The sequence below is a fragment of the Spirochaeta lutea genome (assembly GCF_000758165.1).
GTDB lineage: Bacteria > Spirochaetota > Spirochaetia > DSM-27196 > Salinispiraceae > Spirochaeta_D > Spirochaeta_D lutea.
Genome location: NZ_JNUP01000065.1, coordinates 66897 through 89738, shown reverse-complemented (window position 1 = coordinate 89738; position 22842 = coordinate 66897). Strand labels below are relative to the sequence as shown.

Annotated in this window: 16 protein-coding genes; 6 read left to right on the top strand and 10 right to left on the bottom strand. The window is 57.5% G+C overall.

What is annotated here, in order from left to right:
* The first annotated feature begins 27 nt into the window (after positions 1-27).
* Positions 28-1482, top strand: coding sequence for a DNA repair protein RadA (gene radA / locus DC28_RS09535; protein ID WP_037548023.1), 1455 nt, complete (start codon positions 28-30; stop codon positions 1480-1482).
* Positions 1483-1485: 3 nt separating this feature from the next.
* A complete protein-coding gene (locus DC28_RS09530; RefSeq protein ID WP_037548022.1) occupies positions 1486-1914 on the top strand; it encodes a DUF2721 domain-containing protein in 429 nt (142 codons plus the stop codon).
* Positions 1915-2167: 253 nt separating this feature from the next.
* Here DC28_RS09530 and DC28_RS09525 read toward each other — a convergent pair whose 3' ends face one another.
* From DC28_RS09525 to DC28_RS09515, 3 genes are read right to left on the bottom strand one after another with little or no spacing between them, the layout of a single operon-like run.
* Entirely contained in the window at positions 2168-3415 is a 1248-nt protein-coding gene (locus DC28_RS09525) for a TraB/GumN family protein (protein WP_408020232.1), read from the bottom strand.
* Complete coding sequence (locus DC28_RS09520) at positions 3396-4394, bottom strand: DHH family phosphoesterase (protein WP_052078718.1); 999 nt, start codon at positions 4392-4394, stop codon at positions 3396-3398. Before DC28_RS09520 ends, DC28_RS09525 begins: the two co-directional genes overlap by 20 nt.
* Positions 4375-5880: a tetratricopeptide repeat protein gene (locus DC28_RS09515; RefSeq protein ID WP_037548021.1), complete on the bottom strand. Its 1506-nt coding sequence runs from the start codon at positions 5878-5880 to the stop codon at positions 4375-4377. Before DC28_RS09515 ends, DC28_RS09520 begins: the two co-directional genes overlap by 20 nt.
* A 285-nt stretch (positions 5881-6165) precedes the next feature.
* Here DC28_RS09515 and DC28_RS09510 point away from each other — a divergent pair, with 285 nt between their 5' ends.
* Together DC28_RS09510 and DC28_RS09505 are read left to right on the top strand one after the other, a co-directional pair.
* Positions 6166-7971 carry a methyl-accepting chemotaxis protein gene (locus tag DC28_RS09510; protein WP_052078717.1) on the top strand — a complete coding sequence of 602 codons (1806 nt, stop codon included), beginning with the start codon at positions 6166-6168 and terminating at the stop codon, positions 7969-7971.
* A gap of 222 nt (positions 7972-8193) precedes the next feature.
* Entirely contained in the window at positions 8194-9651 is a 1458-nt protein-coding gene (locus tag DC28_RS09505) for a PAS domain S-box protein (protein WP_037548020.1), read from the top strand.
* A gap of 85 nt (positions 9652-9736) precedes the next feature.
* On the opposite strand, the gene DC28_RS09500 is transcribed toward DC28_RS09505, so the two are convergent.
* Both DC28_RS09500 and DC28_RS09495 read right to left on the bottom strand, forming a co-directional pair.
* The gene (locus tag DC28_RS09500) at positions 9737-10111 is read right to left on the bottom strand and encodes a response regulator (protein WP_052078716.1); all 375 of its coding nucleotides are present in this window, start codon (positions 10109-10111) and stop codon (positions 9737-9739) included.
* Between the two features lie 40 nt (positions 10112-10151).
* Positions 10152-12101 (bottom strand): PAS domain S-box protein, encoded by a 1950-nt coding sequence (locus tag DC28_RS09495; protein WP_037548019.1) that lies wholly within the window; start codon positions 12099-12101, stop codon positions 10152-10154.
* Positions 12102-12311: 210 nt separating this feature from the next.
* On the opposite strand from DC28_RS09495, the gene DC28_RS09490 reads away from it, so the two are divergent.
* Positions 12312-14660: an RND transporter family protein gene (locus DC28_RS09490; RefSeq protein ID WP_037548018.1), complete on the top strand. Its 2349-nt coding sequence runs from the start codon at positions 12312-12314 to the stop codon at positions 14658-14660.
* 3 nt (positions 14661-14663) lie between these two features.
* Positions 14664-16607, top strand: coding sequence for an ATP-binding response regulator (locus tag DC28_RS09485; RefSeq protein ID WP_037548017.1), 1944 nt, complete (start codon positions 14664-14666; stop codon positions 16605-16607).
* A 29-nt stretch (positions 16608-16636) separates the two neighbouring features.
* Here DC28_RS09485 and DC28_RS09480 read toward each other — a convergent pair whose 3' ends face one another.
* The 5 genes from DC28_RS09480 to metK all read right to left on the bottom strand — a co-directional run bounded on the left by DC28_RS09480 (position 16637) and on the right by metK (position 22752).
* A complete protein-coding gene (locus DC28_RS09480) occupies positions 16637-18244 on the bottom strand; it encodes a sugar phosphate nucleotidyltransferase (RefSeq protein WP_052078715.1) in 1608 nt (535 codons plus the stop codon).
* Between the two features lie 28 nt (positions 18245-18272).
* A complete protein-coding gene (locus DC28_RS09475; RefSeq protein WP_037548016.1) occupies positions 18273-18680 on the bottom strand; it encodes a hypothetical protein in 408 nt (135 codons plus the stop codon).
* A gap of 65 nt (positions 18681-18745) precedes the next feature.
* Positions 18746-20527: a M30 family zinc metallopeptidase gene (locus DC28_RS09470; RefSeq protein WP_037548015.1), complete on the bottom strand. Its 1782-nt coding sequence runs from the start codon at positions 20525-20527 to the stop codon at positions 18746-18748.
* A complete protein-coding gene (gene metF / locus DC28_RS09465; RefSeq protein ID WP_202962968.1) occupies positions 20520-21581 on the bottom strand; it encodes a methylenetetrahydrofolate reductase [NAD(P)H] in 1062 nt (353 codons plus the stop codon). Before metF ends, DC28_RS09470 begins: the two co-directional genes overlap by 8 nt.
* Before the next feature lie 4 nt (positions 21582-21585).
* On the bottom strand, positions 21586-22752 hold the full coding sequence (gene metK, locus DC28_RS09460; RefSeq protein ID WP_037548014.1) for a methionine adenosyltransferase: 1167 nt from the start codon (positions 22750-22752) through the stop codon (positions 21586-21588).
* Between the last annotated feature and the right edge of the window lie 90 nt (positions 22753-22842).

Sequence of the window (22842 nt, the reverse complement as noted above, 5' to 3'; positions counted from 1 at the left end):
CTGTAAATAAGTCAATAGAAAGAAGATATGGCAAAAAAGAACCAATACGTTTTCATGTGTAAACAATGCGGCCACGAGGAACCGAAGTGGCTTGGCCGCTGCCCGGGCTGCGGAGAGTGGAACAGCTTCAAGGAGATGCGGGTTTCCCCCGGAGGGACCCTCGCCGGAGGCCGATCGGGTTCCCGGGGTTCCTCGGGCAGCCTCGCCGGGGCCGGGGGCTACATTTCCCGGAGCCGGCAGGGTGATTCCCATGTGCCTAGCACCGACGCCCCGGGGGTCCACCAGGAGGGCCAGGGAATTCATGAGCCGGTGAGTCTCGCGGCGGTGCAGAAACCGGCCCAGGCCCGCCTCGCCTCGGGCATAGGCGAGCTCGACCGGGTGTTGGGCGGGGGGCTCATGGAGGGATCCAGCGTGCTCATCGGCGGCGAGCCGGGCATCGGAAAATCCACCCTGATGCTCCAGGCAGCGGGGGCATTCCAGCATGCCGGGCAGGTACTCTATGTCTCCGGTGAAGAGGGGGCCCAGCAGCTCAAGCTCCGGGCGGAACGCCTGGGCATTACGAATACCGCTTCTCTGCTCCTGTTTTGCAACCCCCAGATAGAGTATATTCAGGATGTCCTGAACCAGGTCCAGCCCCGAATTATCATCATCGACTCCATCCAAACCCTCATTACCCAGGACATCGACTCCGCCCCCGGAACGGTCAACCAGATGAAACTCTCGGTGTTCGCCCTCTCGGAATGGGCGCGGTCCCACCAGGCGGGGGTGTTTTTCATCGCCCATGTTACCAAAGAGGGCAGCATCGCCGGACCGAAGGTTATCGAACACATGGTGGATGCGGTCATTCTCTTTGAACACTCGGGTTCCGATATCCGCTTTCTCCGGGCCCAGAAGAACCGGTTTGGGAGCGTGGATGAGGTGGGACTCTTTACCATGGGCGACCAGGGACTGGAAGAGTTGTCCGATCCCTCCAAGGTCTTTCTCGTGGAACGGGATACCCCCCTGCCCCCCGGGGTGGTGGCTGCTCCCATTTTTGAGGGATCACGCATCCTGGTGGTAGAGATCCAGGCTCTGACCGTTCCCGTCCAGGCGGGGTACGGCAGGGTGTACTCGGATAAAATTGATGCCCGCCGGGTAAGCAGGATTGCGGCGGTCCTGGAGAAACATGCGGGCATCCGGTTGAGCGACCAGGATATTTACGTGAACGTGTCCGGGGGCATTCGGATTCAGGAGGTGGGGGTGGAGCTGCCTCTGGCCCTGGCTATTATGTCCGCTCGGACCGGGCAGGCCTTGAGCCGGCAGCTGGCGGTGGCGGGTGAGGTGAGCCTTGCCGGGGAACTGCGCCCGGTCAGCCACTATAAGCAGCGGGTATCCGCCGCGAAGGACCTGGGGTTCATCCACAGTATCGATCCCGGTGCCGCTAAAAAAGTCAAAACCATTCAGGAAGCGGTGAAACAGGCCCTTTCAATCAAGAAGGAGTAACCCATGCAACTAACCCTCGAGACCCCGGGGCTTCTCTTCCCCGCCCTCTCCCTCCTCATGCTGGCCTATACAAACCGATTTCTCACCCTGGCAAACCTCATCCGGGAGCTCTACGACCGGTACCATCACCGCCCCGATGCCAAGGTTCTTGCCCAGATCAGCAATCTGCGGCGGCGGATTGCCCTGGTTAAATCCACACAAATTCTGGGTGTAACCAGCCTGCTGCTCTGCGTCATTACCATGGTACTGCTCTTTGTAACCCTGGAAACCCTGGGACGGATCGTATTCGGTCTGAGCCTGCTTGCTATGGCTACGAGCCTGGTCTTCTCGGTCCGGGAACTCTTCATCTCCGCCGAGGCGTTAACGGTACATCTCCAGGACCTAGAAAAAGACTGCAGCACGGGTACCCGAGGCTGCCAGGATGAGGATTAACCCAGGAAATAGGATCTCCGGGATGGCTCCAGGACGGCCTTATCGCCGGGCTCAGGGCAGTGCGCGCATATTCGAAGTATCTGATAGTGCGCAAAAGGTTGTAACTTTTAACCCCGGCGACACCACCTAAGGGTGGACTTATAGGTTGCACCGCTATATCTGGTGCTGTTTACAACCTTTTGCGCACTATATAAGTATCTTGGTATCTCCTACAACATCAAGGGGTGCACCCTGCACCAGGTGCTGCATTCCTTTACCCGGGGATTAATAGGGGGATTCCGATGAAGGTTCCTACCGCGCTTCCCAGGGTGGCAAAGAGAAACACCAACAACGTCCGGGTAATGCGGTTGCGGTAAAATCCCCTAAAACTAAGGATATCGGTTTGTAAACTCTCAAAATCCCGAACTCGGGGTTTACGCACCCAGGCCTCAATAAAGGCGGATACAAACCCGACCCCGATGGTGGGGTTGAGACTCGTAAGCGGCGCAGCAGCAAAGGACAGCACCACTGTGAGGGGATGGCCCAAGGCCGCCAGGGCACCCAGGGCGGCAAGCCCTCCGTTCACCAGCACCCACACACCGAAGTTTTCAAGCCCCTGAGAGACCCCTCCGCTGATAAATCCCCAGACTATCAAACCGATGATCACCCCCGAAATAATCCAGGGAATCAACTTCCCCACCCGGGAGGGCGGGGGGACAAAATCGATTTCCGACACATCAGGTGTCTGGGTCTTGGCGTGAAGGGCTTCAAGATGCCGGAGGATTCCCGGAACATGCCCGGCTCCGACCACTGCTAGTATTCGGGTCTCGGCTTCTCCGGGGGATTCAAAGATCTTCTTAGCAAGGTACTCATCTCTCTCGTCGATCAGCACCCGTTTTGCCGAGGGTAGATACTCTGCCACCTCTTCAAGCATCCCGTGCAGAGCACTTTTCTGCTTCATTTTCTCCAAATCTTCGTTGGACAGTTTCTCAGTGGAGAACGCCCCGGCAATGAGGGACGCCAGGAGCTTATTCTTACCCCAGAAGCCGCTTAAGCCCCAGGCCCTGCGCAGGGTGGTTTGAATCTCCCGGTCGCAGAGACTCACAGGTATCCCCAATTCCTCTGCAGTAGAGATGGCAGCCTTCATCTCCTGGCCTGGTTTGATTCCTAAATCCATGCCCATTCGCTTTTGAGAGGCCGAAAGCACCAGGTTTCCGAGGAGTAAAAATGCCTTTTTCTCTTTGATAACCTTAAATATATCCAGATTCTGCCAGTTTTGACCGTTTACCAAGGCATTGTAACGCCCCTGGTCTAGTTCCACACAAACCCGGTGGGGATTCTCTTCGCGGATGCGCTCATCCACCTCCCGGACGCTTTCCGACGAGATATGCGCGGTACCGATGATTGTATACTCCCGGCCCCCCAGGCTGACGCGGGTTATAGTATCGGAGTCCTGGGGTTCCGAGGTATTCGGGGACTCCACAGCCTCCACCGGCTCGGTTTCATTCACTTGTTGATCCACTTGCTTCCTTTTCCTCCATGCCTAGGGCCACCAAAAATCGGTTCCGCAGGGTCTGTTGTCCCGGGAACAGATCCCGGGGTATATTTCCACCGCCCATGTGTACGTGTCCACCGCCGTACCCTATACCCCGCAGGGCCTTGCGGATGATGACATCCGAGGGGCGTTCGAGATCCTCACTCCGTACGGAGATCCGGTATTCCTCCCGGTCGGGAACCAGTACTACTACAAACCGGATTTCCCGCAAGCCCAGGAAAAAATCAGCCGTAAGGGCGGTAACCTCCGGGCTGCACTCCTTCTGAATGGGTACAAAGGCAAAGTCGCCGGCTACCTCACAGCTGTTGATGGCCTCTCGGAATACGCCTAGGTCAATCAGCGACAGGCTGTTTTTTAGCATCCGGCTGCCGCGTTCCCAGTCTCCAAGAAAAAACAGTTCGGAGAAGGCCTTCATATCGTGCTCGGTAACACCCCGGGTCATAAATGCGGTATCCATCATCAACCCCATAAGCAGGGAGGTAGCAACCTCTATGGACAACTCATCTCCCGACTCCTGAAAATACTCATACACCATGGTTGAACAGGAGCCGTAGTGGGGTCGGATATCAAAGAATGGGCATTCCGGCTTTTCCGGGGGATTATGATGGTCGATCAGCCCCACCACCGAACCCTCAAGCTCGGTGACGTTCTTATTGCCGATGAATCCATCCACTAAAATAATCTGGGTGTTCTGATTTATTGCCAGGGATGTGCTGGGAACCAGGGGAATATTGAAGGTTTCCACAGCCTCCTCTAAGCTAGCGCTCTGAATTCTCCCGGAGTAACAGAGACTCGCAGAGAAATCTCGGTTTTCCAGGAGACGTGACAGGGCAAAGCCCGCGGCGACTGCATCATGATCCGGAAAATCGTGGACCTGAATCACCACCGGGCGTTTTTTATCCAGTACCTGGACTAAATCTTGTAACCTACTCGTTTGTGTATTCATGTACCAACCATTGCGCCAGTCTCCCCTCGGGTAATCCGGCCAGAACAGTCTCCCCTATTTCAGAAAGAAGCGCAAGTGCCGTGGCGGTTTTACCCTCCAGAAGGAAAAACGCCCCCAGATACACCTGCCCCTGGGCCCTCTCCAAGGGTTTTGTATGCCCCTGAACAGCCTGAATTACCGCCCCATCGTAGCCCGGAGAAAGAAAATATCGGACGATGGCATAAAACAACCCCTCACGGTCGAACCGGGCCGCCCATTCCTCAAGCCGACGGTTCGTCTGTTGTACCCCCCGGGCATCCCGCTGTTCTCCCTGGTAGGCCTGGTAGTACCCCGACAGCGCAGCGAGAAGCAGCAGCTCCTTTCGTCCATTGGGCTGCTCGGCCGCACGAACAAACAGCCGACCGGCCTCGTCGAACTGGTTTGTCTTGAAATAGGCTACCCCAGCCGGGGCATAAACCTCGGTATAATCGGGCTGAAGCTCCAGAATGCGCCGGTAATCCTCTAAGGCTGCTTCGGTATTTCCCATAGAATCAAATGCCTGAGCCCGGTACACCAGGGCAAGATCAAATCCATCGTTCATCTCAAGAAGCGCGGTAAAGTCCTCCAGGGATTCTTCAAACCTTCCGGCCCGAAGCAGCAACCGGCCCCTATCCAACAGGTTCCAGGGATTCTCAGGAGCCAGGCTTACAGCCCGGTTATAATCCTCCAAGGCACCGGAAAAGCCGCCATCCAGCGCCCGGGCACGGGCCCGCAGACCGTATACCTCCCCCGCCTCGGGCATAATGGCCAAGGCTGCAGAATAATCCCCTGCAGCCCGGGTAAACTGCTCCCTCTCCATCCAAAGCTGAGCTCGGCCGAGCAGGGCCTGCACATTCTCCGGATCGGATTCCAGGCTGCGGGTAAAGAGGTCCATGGCGATGGCGGTATTTCCCCGGTCCAGGGCAATGACTCCCAGGCCGGAAAGAGCCTGGGAGTGGGCGGGTTCCTGCTCCACCGTGTCCATGAAAAACTCTTCGGCCCTGGGCAGATCATTCCGGGTCAAGGCGATCATACCTAGGTTAAACAATGCTTCTACCCTATCAGCCCCTTCCTCCTGAGCCGTTACCTGGGTAAACATATTCTCCGCCCTGGCCACCCTTCCGGAGGCCATCAGCAGGCTACCGAGCAATAAGGGATCCCCGGCACCTGAACTCTCGTAGAGCGTCAATGCCAGGTCGATATCCCCGGACCGTACCGCCTCGATGAATCTCTGTTCCCAGTCCACCCCGGGCGTGTCCTCCTCAGAGGCTTCCCCTGGTACCTCCCCCGGCACCTCCTCAGAGGCTTCCCCGGAGACGGCAGTCTCCTCGGTCTCCGGAATCGGCATACCCTCCGGTGACTCTTCGGTTAGGGTGGTGCAGCCGGCAACTACACCGAATAAAAGAATGCAGACAATTATAAGGCCGAGGCTGGTCGACAGTCCGGCTCGTGGGTTTCCCGTTTTCATAATAGCCAGGAATAGTATCACCTACCCCCGGATTGTCAAGCAACATGAGGCAAGCCGGTGCCGGAGAATGCCACGGAGTTTCTCCATGGGGATTTTGAGCCCCGTGCAACCGAGAATACCCGTTGGATACGGCCTAGGCAGATAGCGCCAGCTGCATTGTTTCGCCCACTCTTCAGAAATCAGTTGCAGCGGCCTAGGTATTTTTCTTAGAATTAATTATGTAGCGCGCATACGACCGTACCATTTTCCATTGGCGGCGCTACCAAGTAACCACGGAGGCACCCATTGAAACTAGGCATACAAGGTAAAATAATTACCCTCGTGACCGGACTACTCTTCCTCGTAAATCTCGTCCTGATAATTAGCAGCTCACAGGTTTTAGGATCAACCATGATGGAGGATCGCGAACAGCTCACCACGAACCTGGTGGAGGTGGCCGTCCATGTTCTGGAGTTTTACCACCGCCAGGAACAGCAGGGAACCCTCAACCGCACGGACGCCCAAGAGGCCGCCAAGTCCGTCATCCAAGGGATGACCTTCGGGGAGAACGATCAGGATTATTACTGGATTATCGACTCCGGTCCACGAATGATCATGCATCCCTTCAGACCCGATCTCAACGGTACCGACGTCTCGGGTATCCAGGACCCCGACGGCGTATTCCTCTTCCAGAGGATGGCAGATGTCGCAAGCACCCAAGGATCAGGGTTTGTTCCCTACCAATGGCAGTACTACGATGATCAGGGCAGAATAGAACCCAAACTCTCCTTTGTGCAGAGCTTTAGTCCCTGGCAGTGGATTATCGGTACCGGTGTCTACATCAACGATGTGGCGGACAGCCTCGCCTCTAAACGCATCCTCCTGATTCTTATTTCTGTAGCGGGTACCCTACTTGCCATATTCGGCGGAGTATTGGTAAGCCGGGGCCTGGTGCGTCCCATCCGGGCTGCCACCGCTATGCTCCAGGACATCGCCCAAGGCCAGGGAGATCTGACCAAGGAGCTGCCAGTCCGCAGCTCCGATGAGGTCGGCCGCATGGCTGAGCTGTTTAACACCACCTTCTCAACCATCCGCGATCTGGTTCGGCAGATCAAACAAGAAACCCTGGCCATGAACAGGATTGGAGACAACCTGGCGGTGAACATGAATGAAACAGCCAGCGCCATGAACGAAATCTCGACGAATGTGGAGGGTATGCGGGACAAGGCTGCATCCCAGGATGCGGAGGTCAAGGCAACCCTGGATGAAACAGCAAGGCTCCTGGCGAAGATTGAGGAATTAGGATCCCTCACGGAAACCCAGGCAGCGAATGTTTCCCAATCATCCTCCTCCATTGAAGAGATGGTCGCGAATATTCGGTCAGTGGCCCAGGTGTTAGCTTCCAATAACGAATCGGTGGTCCAGCTCATGGACTCCGCCCAGGTTGAACGCGAGCAAATGGACCGGGTAAACACCATGGTACAGGAGATATCCCGGAGCTCCGCAGCCCTGCTCCAGGCTAGTAAGGTTATTCAAGATATCTCCAGCCAGACTAACCTCCTCGCTATGAACGCCGCAATTGAAGCAGCCCATGCCGGGGAAGCAGGCAGGGGATTCGCCGTAGTGGCCAGCGAAATCCGGAAGCTCGCTGAAGAATCCAACAGCCAGGGAAAATCCATCGCCACGACCCTGGCCAGCCTAAAGGACCTGATCGATACGGCCTCCGAGTCCACCAGCTCGGCCCTGGCAGACATTGATAAATCCTTTGAACTCACCAAGACGGTCCGTGACCAGGAGGCTGTCATTAAAAACGCCATGGATGAACAGAACGCCGCCGGATCAGAGGTCCTTCAGGCCATTGCCCAGATAAACGCCATTACCACCCAGGTCAAGGACACAACCCAAATCATGAACCAGGCCAGCACCTCAGTGGAACAGCGGATGCATCGTCTCACCGCCATCACCCAGGAGCTAACCGGGGGTATGCAGGAAATGTCCGCCGGAGCCAACCAGATCAATACAGCCATCCACCAGGTCAACGACAACAGCCAGGAAAACCAGCAAAGCATCCAGCGCTTAACCCAGGGGGTAAATCGCTTCAAGGTCGAGTAACCCCAGGCCAGACACCTTGTACAAATTTTTAGTGCGCAAGGGGTTGTAACTTTCCACCCTGGCGACACCATCCCTGGGTTGGTTCCCGGGCTGTGCCACTATATCTGGTGTAGTTTACAATCTTTTGCGCACTACATACCAATTTCTTCCTCACCGACATATCGCCGGGTCTATCCACGAAACGCTGGTGTTTCTCCCGATACGGCCCTATACTACAATTACATGAAGGATATTTATTCCAAATCATCACATACCAACGATGAACCAACTATCCAGGAAATGGCAAAGAACCTCGCAGAGTCCAAAGCCCACACCCAAGCCCTCCTGCAGGCCAGCTTCGGGGGAATCGCCATTCACGACAAGGGAATAATACTAGAATGTAACGCTGCTCTGGAAACCCTCTTTGGCTATTCCCGAAGCCATCTCATCGGCATGGACGGCTTGGAACTTATCGTTCCGTCGGAACGTCCCAGGGTACGGGACATCATTGCATCAGGCTTTGACAAACCCTACGAAAGCCTGGGGCTAACAGTCCGGGGTACTGTCTTCCCAGTTCGAATCGAAGCAAAGAACATTCCCTACCACGGCAGACAGGTCCGGGTAACGGAGTTCCGGGACATAACCGATCAAAAACAGGCTCAGGAGGCCCTACAGCAAAGCGAAGAGAAATTCCGCAGCCTCTTTGAGAACAACCATGCTGTTATTTTAGTCATTGATCCCCGGGACGGAAGCATCTTTGATGCAAACCCGGCCGCAGCCCGGTTCTACGGTTGGTCCGAGGATGAGCTTCGCACCATGAACATAGACCAGATAAACACCCTCAGCCGGGACGAGATCGAAACAGAGATGGCCAGAGCCGCAGCCGATAAGAATAACTATTTTGTCTTCGAACACCGTCGAAAAACCGGCGGCGCCTGCCCGGTGGAGGTGTACAGCGGCCCCATCCGAATCGGAGGCCGCAAGCTTCTCTATTCCCTGGTTCATGACATCAGTAAACGGCGGGAGGTCGAGGAAGCCCTGGAAACCTCCGCAATCCGCAACAAAGAGCTGCTCAGGGAACTCCAACACCGGGCCAAAAACAGCTTTTCCCTCATTGCCTCTCTCATCGACCTGACAGCCGGGAAAAGCGTCAACCCCGAGGCCCTCAAAATCCTTGAAGATCTCGGAAGCCGGGTTCGATCCATGAGCGAGCTCTACAGTCTGCTCTACAGCCGCGACCAAGTGGATCAGGTTCGATTAGACGAATACCTGCACCGCCTGGTTCACCCCATCATCGACCTTACCCCGGGAATTACCAAGAAATGCCTGCTGGAACCGGTCACCGTACCCACCAGCATTGCCGCCCCCCTGGGCCTGATTGTAACCGAGTTAATGACCAACGCCATAAAACACGCCTTCCCCGAGGGTACGGGCAACATTAGCATTGTGTTGAAGGGTGATTCTCATGGGGACAGCACCGGGCAGTACTCCGGGGCTACCCTGGAAATTGCCGATAACGGCTGCGGAATGCCCGAAGACCTTGCCTCCCGAGGCTGCGGTTTCGACACACCCCAAGCCTCCCTGCCCACGCCTGGCCTGGGTATTCAATTGATCCAGAGCCTCGTCCTGCAGATCCGAGGTACTATAGAAACAACCTGCCGGGGCGGAACCATCACCACCATAACCGTCCCCCTAGACTAAACCGTATCATCCAATCCGGCCCCTCCTTGTCTTGGCGTCACCATACCGGAGGGTCCAGACATCCCTAACTGCCCTGACAGGGCTCTTAGGCTGGGGGGATGAACTGCTGGATGGACTGGAGCAGCGCCTGGGCATTAACCGGCTTGGTCAAAACGGCGGTTGCGTCGCCCAAGGTTTCAAGATCTCGGGAAGACACCATGCCTGGATTGCCGGTAACGAATAGAATGGGAACCTGGTGGAATTTACGGATCTCCAGGGCTGCTTGCAGGCCGTTCGTTTGGCCCTTAAGCAGAAGATCCATGAGGATGAGGTCGGGCAAATCGGATTGGGCCCGAGAAACCGCCTCCTCTCCCGTCATGACAGGAAATAATACCCGATACCCCGCAGCCTCCAGCTGAATCTTGGTGCTCATAGCAATAATCAGCTCGTCCTCAACCAGTAAAATCGTTGTTTCCTTCATACGATGCTCCAACACTGGTGCCCCTCAAAACTGCTCCGTTTTAGAGGTGCACACTGGTAATCTCGAGTAAATGCCCCGCAGTGCTCCAATGATATTCCCACCTGCCCTGGAGGGCAAGCACTGTCATTAATTCGATACTCAGCCGGTCATCCCGCATGGTCCGGCACGCATGTTCGGCAACCTCGCAGTCCGAATTAAAGGCTACGCTCATGAACCCCCCGGAGTGATGGGTAACAACAATCTCCATCCCCCGTGCGCACCCCTGGGAACCCGGAGGCTGGGCGTGGACGGCGCTGTAAAAATGGGAGAACAGCTCGGTTACCATCAGTCCGATGGGCATAACCCGGGTTACGTCCAATACCACCTCGTTCCCGGTTACCCGTGGTTGGGCCTCCGCCGGCAGGCTGTGGTTTTCCCGGAGATTTCGGGCTACCTCCAAGAGGAGGGCATTCAAGGAAATCTTAGAGAGGTTTTCATCCTGATAAACCAGATCGTGGATAAGCCCGATGGCAAGAATACGGTCGGTTAGTCGAGTCATAATTCCGGGATGCTGATCCCCGTCGGGCAGATGATTACGCTCCAGGTTGATCATCCCGAGGATGAGGGAGAGGTTGTTCCGCACCCGGTGGTGTATCTCCTGGATCAGAACATCCTTCTGTTCCAGGGTTTCCAGCATCCGTTGTTCCGAGCGCTTGCGCTGGGTAATATCCTTGGCAAAACTAAAGGACAGGGTTTCACCCTGGTAGGTGAAATAGGTTACGGTTATTTCTACGGGGTAGGTACTGCCGTCCTTACAACGGTGCTGGGTTTCCACGGTCCCGCCCCCCGAGGTCTTGATGGCGCTGCGGTGATCCGCCCAAGTGTCTGCGGTGTAATTGGGATCAATATCAAAGACGGACATGGTTTGCAGCTCCGCCTTGGTATACCCCAGGCGCCGGCAGGCCTCATGGTTCGCCCAGAGAATTTTGCCCGTATCATCGTCGATTCGGAATACCCCGATGGCGGCGTTCTCCACGCATTCACTGAGAATGTAGGACTCCCGCTCCAGTTCCTTGAGCTTACTGGTATCAATGACAATGGTGTTCAGGAGGGTCTTGCCCCGGGCATACACCGGTGAGGAAAAGACTGTTACGTTCCGGGGCTGGCCGTCCTTGGTTTTATGGGTGATTTCAAAGGCTGTGTTAAGCTTTGATACAACCAGGGACATGCGGTCGTTAATCCGCCCCTGGGGGTGCATGCTGATATCCCCGATGGTCAGGGAACAGAATTCCTCCCGGGTGTACCCGTAAAATACCTCGGCAGCATGGTTAATATCCGCTATTCGGCCCGATTCAGGATCGATAACCAGCCTGGGGATAGCAGAATCCTTAAATATTTGCTGGTACCATTCACTCTGATCCTGAAGAATCTGCTGGTTCTCCAAGGCGCGGCGGCGGTTTAAAAACAGACTGATGATCAGCAGTTGGCCCACGGGATACAGGAGGAGTACGATGGGGCCTACCTCTTGAAGCACCCGGAATCCCACCCCATCGGGCAGGAGCAGTTGAATAAGCAGCATGGGAATGTGGACTATGTAGCCCGTCAGAAGAATCCCCGGCCAGTGCTCCCAAAAACTGTGACCTCTACGGATCGAATAAAACACAGCTCCGGTAAAAGCGGACTGCAGAATCACCAAAACCCCTACCGCAGCACCGGATCCTCCCACAAAAAAATACCGGTACACGCTGGTCATGATTCCTGCTAATGCCGCCCCCCAGGGGCCGCCTACATAGCCGGCGGTAAAGAGAATAATGGACCGTCCGTCGTAAATAATTCCCGGTGCAAAGTTCAGGGGAGTCATCATACCGATAATTCCCACCAACCCGAAGAGCAGGCCGCTGAGCCACGCGCTTAACACCGGACGTTGGGAGAACAGCTCAAGGAGCTGTTCGTAGAGCACTGCAAGGGTAACCAGGAGGGCTATGTTTTGAAGCAGGGTTAGTACCAGCATGGTACATTCAGGTTAAGCCAGGGCTGGGGTGAATGCAATGCAATGACCAATTTTGGTTAGTACTAAAATCGCGCCCCAGGCCGGCTCGGCGTGCGAATAGCGACTATCGGCGGCGCGCCAAGCCCCCCAGATTCGATCCCATTCCATTCACCCCAGAATTTTGGTACAGGGCTGCCCACTCGGCCAGCTCTGTTGTATGATCCACCAGTCATGACAAGATCCGGACAACTCGTAATTATTACCATCGCCCTGGCCTTCTCGGTCTTTGCAGCATTCCGTATTCCGCTGTTACGGGTCGGCACAGAGTTGTTAACAGAGGAACAGGAAAATCCGGAAGAAAACACCACAATTGTCTCCTTCAGAATCCCCAAAGCTGCCGTTCAGGAGGCTGCCCCCAGTATCCGGAAATCCATCCTGGCTCTGGACCCCCAGGCTCTCATCCTTGACCCCCTGGAATTCACCGACATCATACTCCAGGGCGACACCTTGGCGGAGGTTCCGGTATGGGATTCGGCTGCTGGAGAACTTACCCCAAGAACCCTGGACAGCCCCTTCCTCCGGCTGCTATTTGCCGGGAAGGAATCCGAGGGTACACCGGGAAACCCTGCATCTATCGACGGCGAATCGGTGTACCTCCGGAGTGTCATGAACCTGAGCCCCGAGCAGGGACAGGACCTGCTAAGCCTCTTCCCACCGGAACCGTACCAAGAAAACCAGCCCCGGCTGCATGGGCGAGCAGTACCCGAAGGTTACGACCAGCCCCGGACGCATGGGCGAGCAGTAACCGAAGGTTACGACCAGCCCCGGGTTACAAGTCTTTACCACTACACCCATAGCATCGAATCGGAGCTCAAACAGGATATTCTCACGAAGATGCTTCTCGCTCTGCCCCTGGCTGTTCTGGGGGGATTGCTGGTAACCCGGCGAAAACGCATCCTTGCAGCCTTGGGTGCAGCCCTGGTAATGCCCGCAGCCTGGACCCTGGGGATCATGCAGCTCATGAATCTGGAGCTCAATGCGGTAACAGCGACCGTACCCTTCTTTTCCCTGGCAATTACCGGCCCGTTTCTACTTCACCGGCTCCGGGCTTGGGGCCTAGTTCGGAGGACCCTCCGCACCAGGGCGCTATCCTTGGATACCCTGGGCATCCTGCTCTCGGGTTTCACCACCGGAACAGCCATGCTACTCCTGATCCTATCCGGTAACACATTGTTGGAGCGCCTGGGGATTCTTATGGCCATTTCATCAGCCTTGAGCATCCTGGGTACAACCCTGGTGTTTCCGGCAATCCTGAACACCATTCCCTCGCCTGCACAAGGTCTACGGCCGGCCATCCTGCCCTGGCCCACAGACGGATACGAGCCCTCCCGCCCCGGCCGGGCAACGGCGCTCTCAGGGATTCGGCGCGGCCTTTGCTACGCCGGAATGGCCGGAGGCGTCTTCATAATAGCCTACCTCCCTGCCCTAGGTCTCGAACCGCAGATCATTACCAACGCCATCTTCACCAGGAATTCTCCGGTACACAAATACTTCCTTGAGAATCAGCGGTCCGGATTATCCAACGGCGAGATCGTGCTGACCGTGGATACAAAAACCGAGGGAGGCATTCTCTCGCCACAGTTTTTACAATCCTTTGAAACCCTGACCAAGACCCTGGAAGCGAATCCCGGAATCTCTCATAGTGATTCTCTCATTCCCCTGCTCGCCTGGATTACCGGACGCTATCGCGGAATCGAAGACAGACTGCCCCAGTCCATGGAGGAGGCCGGAGAGAACCTGGAACTCGCAGCCTCTAACGACGCCGGGGCCCTTCTTCAGCGCTACACCGACCCGCAGTACTCCCTGCTCCGCCTCTACCTAACCCCGACCCAGGAAGCAGGCACCTACCATGCCCTGGACAACCTCCACCAAGACATCCTGGCTGCTTATCAGGCCGCCGGCCTTGAGACTGAGCACCCACCGCAATTTGAACCCATGCTCCCATCTGAACCAGCCCCGGACGCATGGGCGAGCAGTACCCAAAGGGTACGACCAGCCCCGGAATCCGTGGTTCGCGTCTCGGGGTACTTCTATGAGTTACGCCGTTACCAAAGCGCGGTGATCCAGACCTTTCTCATGGGAATCCCTCTGTTGATTGCTCTTATGATTATGCTCCTGGCTCTCATAACCCGCAGTGCCAGGGGTGGTATCCTGCCCGGAATCTCGGTCCTGGTCTCGGTCCTGAGCTACACCCTGGTGTCCCTGGTTTCCGGCAGAGGATTCTCCCTCATCGACTGCGCCTTCCTGAGCCTCCTGGTGGGTGTAAGCAACGATGACGCTATCTTTATGGTCCTCGCCTTGAAGCACCCCGACTCGGATCACCGGGTGGTAACCCCCATCCTGCAAACCACCCTGATCTTCTCCCTATTGCTGCTGCCCCTGGCGTTCTCTAGCATCATACCCCTCTCCTGGGCCGCCATTACGGGCATCATCGCCCTTTGGGCAGCCACAACCGTCACCGTATACATCCTCCCCAGGATATTTTCCATTGTGGAATCTCCAAAGGTGGGCCTACAATAGCCTATGATTCTCAAGGATGCCGAGCCCTGTCCGGTCAGCGGGCTTCCAGTGTACTCACCTCCCCATTGGCACTACCGCACCCCGGACGAGCATTACCAGGGCAACCTATCCCTGGTAGGTACCAATATCATGGTCTGGCAACCCTGGGGCTGTCCCAAACCCGAGGATGCCGAAGCCATCACAAGGCTGATCTTTCATGCCCTGGACGAGACCTTCAGTACCGATCAGGCCTTCTACGCCTGCTTTGACTACAGCAGCCTGGAAAATCCCCCCATCCATAACCGACTTAAGGTAATGACAAACCTCAGCCAGATCATAAACCGACTGGACACGGTGTACTTCTTCGGGATGGGTTCCCCGGTTAAGCAGATTCTGCGGCTATCCCTCTACCTGGGCGGCATCGCGTCCAAGGTTCGCCTTGCCCGGGACTACCGGGAAACCATCACCTCCATTCTAGATGAACAGCCCCCCGGAGAATCCCAGGATTGCTTCTGTCTTGAGCGTCCCCAGACCAAGGGTGATTTAAACGCCATCCTCTCCGCCATGGCCCGCATCCTCTGGAAGAATGAGTACGACGTAGAGGTTCCGCCCCTTCCCCAGGGGCACCCCTTATCGGACCTCTCCAGCGCAGTCCAGGTCATGGCCTACGACCTTGCCCGTCGGGAAGAACTGCTGCTCCATCGTATTGAAGCCTTAGACCGGTCAAATACCCAAAAAGAACAGCGCATCCTCACCATGACCCACGAGATGCGAACCCCCCTGTTAGGCATCTCCGGATCCCTGGAACTCCTGGGCCAAACAGCCCTCACCGCTCAGCAGCAGACCTACCTGGATACCATCAAACACGCCAGCCAAACCCTCACGGCCGAGCTAGGGCAGATCATCGAATCAGTCCATATTGAGCAGGGTTCCTTCACAGCCGCGCCCCGGAACATCGACATCCGGGACTTCCTCCACGAGATAAAATCCCTCTTCACCGCTCAATGCAGTCTAAAAGGCCTGGAACTGTCTATGGACATCCAGGCCCTGGTACCCCGGACACTGACCCTCAACGACACCGCCCTCCGGCACATCCTCATTAACCTGTTAGGAAACGCGGTAAAATTCACCCCCCGAGGCTCGGTTACAATCCGGTGCAGCACCCCTCAGCCCTCAGCCGGACTGCCCCGGGAGATGATCATCCAGGTACAGGACACCGGCAGGGGAATAGCCCCCCACATGCAGGACCGAATCTTCGAACGCTATGTTCAGGATGATTCAGAGACCTCCAGGCAGCCTGAGGGCCCGGGAGAACCCGCACCCCCCCCCGACCAGCCAGCTTCCAGCCCGGCTCAGCCACCCCCGGGGCAGAGCAATAGCCACCGAGGTATGGGTCTGGGCCTGTCCATCGTGAAAGTCCTAACGGCGAGCATGGGAGGAACCATCAGCCTGACCAGTACACCCCGGCAAGGAAGTACCTTTAGCGTTAGAATCCCCCTATACCCCCCGGATACCCCAGCAACTTCCAGCCCCATGCCCCTGGAAAACACACCCCAGACCCCCCCGGGAGGTCTCAAAGAGGAGCACTATTCCATGAAAGCGCATATTTTGATTATTGATGACGACGAGACTACCCGGTTCATCCTGTCCGGGCTCTGCAGAACTCTGGGGATTACCACCCAGGAGGCGGCAACCTCCGCCGGCGCCCTCTCCGTGCTGCAGGAGAAATCCTTCGACCTGATCCTCTTAGACAACTATCTGGATGCCATGAGCGGTACTCAGGTCCTGCAAAAAATCCGGGAACTTCCCAACCACCGCAGCACCCCGATTATTTCGGTCAGCGGAATCACCCAGGAAGAAGGAGACGATCTGGTAAAAAGCCAGGGCTTCACCGACTTCCTGCAGAAACCCATCAGCCGCCAGAGCCTGGAAGCCATGATCGCCAAAACCCTGACCCCCCCGGAATAACAGATGCATGGGCCAGCAGTACCCGAAGGCTACCCCTCCCGGCGTTCTACATCATCCTCGGAGATAGCATTACCGATCTGAGTTTCAATAATGATTAGGGGCTCGGTGCCGCTATTCTCCAGCTGATGCCACGCCCCCCGGGGCACCTCGATGCTCTGGCCCTTCTGGTAGGTGCGAACCGACAGCTCAATGCGGACCCGGGCCTGACCCGAGGCGACCGTCCAGAGTTCCTCCCGGCGGCGGTGACGCTGCAGACTTGTTTTTCCCCCGGGTTTTATCTGGATCCGCCGGACCATGTACCCCTCCCCTTGGTGAAGGGTGGTGTACCGTCCCCAGGGGCGCTCCACCGTGGGAAACCGCTCGGTAAAGCGCGGCGCAGTCTCTTCAAGATGCTGTACCACCGCCTTTACCTTTTGACTGGAACCCCGGCGGCCGACCAACAGGGCATCGGGGGTCTCAATGACGTACAAATCCTCCACATCGATAAGAGCGACCTGGCGCTCTCCGGCAATAACGAGGTTACCCCGGGATTCCACGGCTACCGGAGGCAGATCGCTGTTCCAGACATTTTCAGCCTCGGGATTCCGCTGCCGGGCCTCATCACCCAGAAAATCAAACAAGGCATCCAAGCTGCCCAGATCGCTCCACCCGATGGAACAGGGGACCACCGCTGCCCGGCGGGTCTGCTCCATGACCGCATAATCCACCGACAACGCCGGAATAGCCTGCATATCCTCCAGCCTCGGGGTCAGGGCGGCCTCCCCGGATCCCCTGGTCTCCAGGGAGGCTTTCCCGGCGCCTTCCAGGGCCCGGCGGCAGGCCCGGTACATCTCGGGCTGATAGGTTTCCAGCTCCTTCAGGAATACCCCGGCCTGAAAACAAAACATCCCGCTGTTCCAAAAAAAGTTACCGTCCCGGAGGTAGCCCTCCGCGGTGGGCAGATCGGGCTTTTCCTTAAATGCCGCAACCCGTCGGCCCTGAACCGTTCCGTTGCTCCCGGGATCTCCCGGCTCCTGGCCCTGCAGCCCGGCACCCCTGCTTCCCGAAGACCGGGGCTCATCACCCCCCTGGGTTTCCTCGCCGGGCACGGCCCTCGCGCCGGCGGTGTCCGGTGATTCACCGCCCTCCGCTATACGTGCATCGGGCCGGTCCTCGGGTACAATAACCGGACCCGCCTGGATGTAGCCGAAGCCGGTTTCAGCATACTCAGGACGGATGCCGAAGGTCACGATGTACCCCTGGGCCGCCAGATCCGCCGCCTCAGCCACAGCCCCGGCGTAGGCCTGTTCATCGGCAATAACATGGTCCGAAGGGCTTACCAGAATAATCTCCCCGGGATCGCACTGCATGGCGGCCAGGGCGATGGCCGGGGCGGTATTCCTGCCGATAGGCTCGATAAGGCCTCCGGCCGGCCGGATTCCGAGGTTATGTAATTGATTGTAGGCGAGAAAACTCTGGTGTTCGTTGGCAGCGATGAGAACTCGGCGGCTAAACCGGGCGTTCCGCTGGGCGGTACGCTCGAACAGGGTTTGGCCCTCTAAGATACGGGCGAACTGCTTAGGCAGCAACTTTCGGCTCAGGGGCCAAAGCCGGCTCCCCACCCCGCCGCAAAGGATCAGATTTGTTATGGATGTCATATCTGTAGCATAGTATCAGGGATAGGATTTACTCAACAAAAACCCATGATTTCAACCCCAGAATTACCCCCGGCCCATGGCTGCCCGGCTGACGCGGCTGCAGATCCCCGGAAGCCAACACAATCCGAATCCGCCGCCCCTGATGCTCCCAGAGCCGATCCCACCACTCCCGGGGCAGAAGATAGGAAACCCCCGGCTCCTGCACCAGAATGAGCCGCGATCCCGGCCCGTCCCGGACCACCCGGAGCTCACCCTCCAGGACAAGGTCACCATCTTTCAGCTCTTCATCCTTGGAGGTATCCCGGGGTGATTCCAATGCCTTTTCCCGGTCCTTACGGCCTGCCCCGCCCCCGGCTGTCCCAGGTAGCCCCAGGGAGAGCAGCAATACCAGAAGAACCCCTAACCGGAGAACCGAAGCCTCATTCCTCTGCGTCATGGTTACCTCCCTGCGAAAAAGCTCCGGAACCCCCGGAAGGTTACAGCCTCCTAGGCACCACGACCCTACCTCGCCACCAGGGTAAGGGTGGTCCACTGGGGATTTGGAATCTCCAGGGTAATCTCCTGCCTGCCCGTCACCCCCGAGGCAATCCTATGGTAGGTATTTGACTCGGGTTTCAGGTTCTTGTCGGGAGAATAGTTGTTCAAATTGGGCCCGGTGACCGTATTCCAGTAATCCGAACCCCGGTAGTAGTTGAACAGGTTTATGGAACCCAGGTTGTACTGCATTCCCTCCAGGGTGGTGCTGTTCCAACTAGTTCCCCGGTTGTAGGTGATCAGCTCCCCGGGGCTTAGCCTATCCGAAAGCACCACCGCAGCGCCCCAGCGGCCCAGGAGGGTTCCCGGGGTCACCTCCCCGTACCCCGAGGCCTGAATCTCCTCGGTAATGGCCTGGATACCTGTGGAGTTCCGGTCGTATAATCCCGCAAAGAACCCCGCTCCCCCGTAGTTGCGCCCCAGGTAGGCACCGAAGGCATAGGCAACCCCGTAGGCTTGGATAAGGTTCTCATAATCTTCTGGCTCATTTGACCACCACTTTGTTACCTGGGCGTCCGTGGCGGTATTAAAGTCTATTAGACGCCCGCTGTAATTCTCAGCCGGGCCGGGGCCGGGGTCGTCGAAGGCCACTCCCCGGGGTCCGTTCACCCCGAGCTTATCGGCCACCAGATCCTCGGCGGCCATGGCGAGCATCTCGTCAAACCAAACCGCATCGGCTTGCCCGAGCGTAATATACCGCTGGTAAAAGTTGATCATGTGCTGGAACTCGTGGGCCAGGGTGGAGATGACCTCCTTTTGCCAATACGGGTCGGGGGAGGCGGCAAGCCAGGAATCCAGCACAAAGATTACCCGTTTGTGGCTTTCTCTTCCGTATATCCGTAATGCAGCTTCATCAAGGTGCTGATCCTTGGCCCAATAGTAGCCCACCATACGGCCGTCTCCAACCACGGGGTGTTCATCTCCATCAATATCAAAGAGCAGAATATCAACGGTATCCTGCGGGGCTATATAGTCAACATACCCTGTCCCTCCGTACTCCTCCCCGAAGATGGCCGTCAGCCAGTCGTAGATATCGTTATCTTGCCCATCCTGGAGAAAGGCTTCCTGTAAGGCCTCCAGGGTGTCTAGGCTCACCGGGCCGGTCCCGGAGCCGTCCCACTGGGCATCATCTACCCAGAGGTTCACCCGCTTGGTGCCGAAGGCCGTGGTTACATCCTTCTGGAGGCGCAGGGTCAGGGATATGCTGCTGCCGTTATAGGAGGTGTAGGCCAGGGTTGCGGTCCCCACCGATTCAGCCGCAAAGCTCCTGCTCAGCGCCCGGCTTGAGGCCCCGGAGGGAACGGGAGCCCTGGGGGGAGGAAGGGGGTGGTCCTGGCGCCAGGCGTGTTGGCCCGGAAAGCCACGGATGGCCCGGGGGCGGCTCGGCGCGGGAGAAGGAGGACCGGAGTTCAGGCTGTTTTCCCCGGACCGGGAAGAGGCGGGGGCATGGGAATCACCCCAAGAAGAAGAAACAACCTTGGGAGGGGCCTGGGCTATAGGGTAGGTGTTGGAATACACCAGGTAGAGGTCCCGGGGAGTTGAACCCAGGTCTACGCTAAGGATCTCGGTGGTTTTTTGGGGCTGGTACGTAAAGGTCAGGCTGTCCGCCGAGAGGGGCTCCACCCGGCTGGGGTCCATGGCAGGCTTACAGCCGGCCAGCAGCACCAGGAGTAGCAGAAGGAAACCGGCAAAAACCCCGCCAGAAAGGGGTGTCGGGGAAGCTCCCCGGGGCTGTGGTGTTCTACACATCGCTTTTAATAGAATAGCTCGTCAGACCCAGGTTTTTCAGGATTTCCAGGGAAGATGTGCTGGTATTGAGGGTGTATAGATGCACCCCTGCCACATGGTTTGCCAGAAGGTCGGATATCTGCTCCGTGGCCCAGTGGGCGCCGACCCGGGCAACCCCCTGCTCGTCTGCCGCCCGGCCGACAGCCTTGAGCAGCTTGGCAGGGAACCGGGCTCCCCCGGCGAGCTCGGCCATCCGGGCCATACCCTTCCGGGTGGTTATGGGCATAATACCGGCAATAATGGGCACCTGGATGCCCGCCAGCTCCGCCCGGTCCCGGAAATCGTAGAAGTCGCGGTTGTCAAAAAACAGCTGGGTTACCACGTAGTCAGCCCCGGCATCCACCTTGGCCTTGAGGTAATCCATTTCCTGGAGGCGGTTGGGGCAGTCGGGGTGTCCCTCGGGAAAGCCTGCTACGCCGATGCCGAAGTGGGGAAAGCGGCGGCGGATGTAGCTCACCAGGTCGGCGGCATACTCGAAACTCGGTCCCGGGGTCCGGCGGTCCATGGGCACATCACCCTTCAGGGCCAGGATGTTGTGAATCCCCTCCCGATCGTAGGTTTCCAGGATTTCCCGGATTTCAGGCTCGCTGCTGCCTTCGCAGGTTAGGTGGGCGACCACGGGAACCCCCTGGTCGTTCAGCCGCCGAACCAGCTCATGGGTATTGTCCCGGGTTCCGCCCCCGGCGCCGTAGGTCACGGAAACGTAGGCAGGACGCAGGGGCAGCAGCTGGGTAATGGTGGCGTAGAGCTTCTCCCAGCCTGCCGGGGTTTTCGGGGGAAAAAACTCGAAGCTGAAGGGGGTTTTTCCCTCCTCGGTGCAGCCTTGGAAGAGCTGTACAATGTTTGCGGGTTTATGGACCGGGCCCGGGCCGCCCCGGGAGTCCGAAGCTCCCCGGGAGTCCGAAGTGCCCCGGGAGTCCGAAGTGCCCCGGGAGTCCGAAGTGCCCCGGGTGTCCGGGGATTTTGACTCTTCTAATCGTTCTGTACCTTCAGTCTGTTCCGTTCGTTCTGCCATACCCCTACCCCACAGCCCGGGTCAACTCTGCCGCCTTGTCGGTTTGCTCCCAGGAAAACTGATCCCGGCCGAAATGTCCGTAGGTGCTGGTGGCACGGTAGATGGGCCGCAGGAGATCCAGGCTCCGGATTATCCCGGCAGGACTCAGATCAAACACCTTCCGTACCGCCTGGGCGATCCGCTCCTCGGGAGCCTCACCGGTTCCGAAGGTATCCACCATCACGCTGATCGGAAACGGAACCCCGATGGCGTAACTGAGCTGCACCTCGGCGCGCTGGGCAAGCCCGGCAGCCACAATGTTCTTGGCCACATAGCGCCCCATGTAGGCCGCGCTGCGGTCCACCTTACTGGGGTCCTTCCCGCTGAAGGCCCCGCCGCCGTGGCGCCCCATACCGCCGTAGGTATCCACAATAATCTTCCGGCCCGTCAGACCCGCATCGCCGTGGGGCCCACCGATCACAAATCTGCCGGTTGGATTGATGTAGAATTTAGTCTCCGGAGTAAGAAGCCCCGTGGGCTCCAACACCGGCCGAATAACCTGTTCGATCAGGGTGCTCTCGATCTCTTCCCGGCTCACCTCGGGGTTGTGCTGATGGCTCACCACCACAGCCTCAATGGCCCTGGGAGTGTAGCCCTCGTAGCGGATAGAAACCTGACTCTTGCTATCCGGGCGCAGCCAGGGGATCTGGCTCGACTTCCGTAACTCCGCAGCCCGGGACAAAATGGCGTGGCTGTAGGTAATCGGCGCGGGCATCAGCTGGGGCGTCTCGGTGCATGCGAAGCCAAACATCATCCCCTGGTCACCCGCACCCTGCTCACCCTTGAACAATCCGGTGCCGCTGACCCCCTGGCTGATATCCGGGCTCTGGGCATGAATCACATTGAGCACCGCCATGGATTCATAATCCAGACCGTACTCCGCATGGGTATAGCCCACATCCTTGGCCACCCCCCGAGCAATCTCCTGAATATCCACGTAGGTCTCGGTGGTAATCTCGCCTCCGATAAGCACCATTCCGGTGGTCGTATAGGTCTCGCAGGCAACCCGGCTGGCCGGATCCTTCTCTAAACAAGCATCAAGAACCGCATCGCTTATCTGGTCGGCCACCTTATCCGGATGGCCCTCGGAAACGGATTCTGAGGTAAATACATAGGACTTAGGATTATTCATAATTTGACCAGTATACTGAGGTTTATTTCATACGACAATACAGGATAACGAGATATGACGGTTTCCAGGAGGCTGGGGTGATTCCGATGC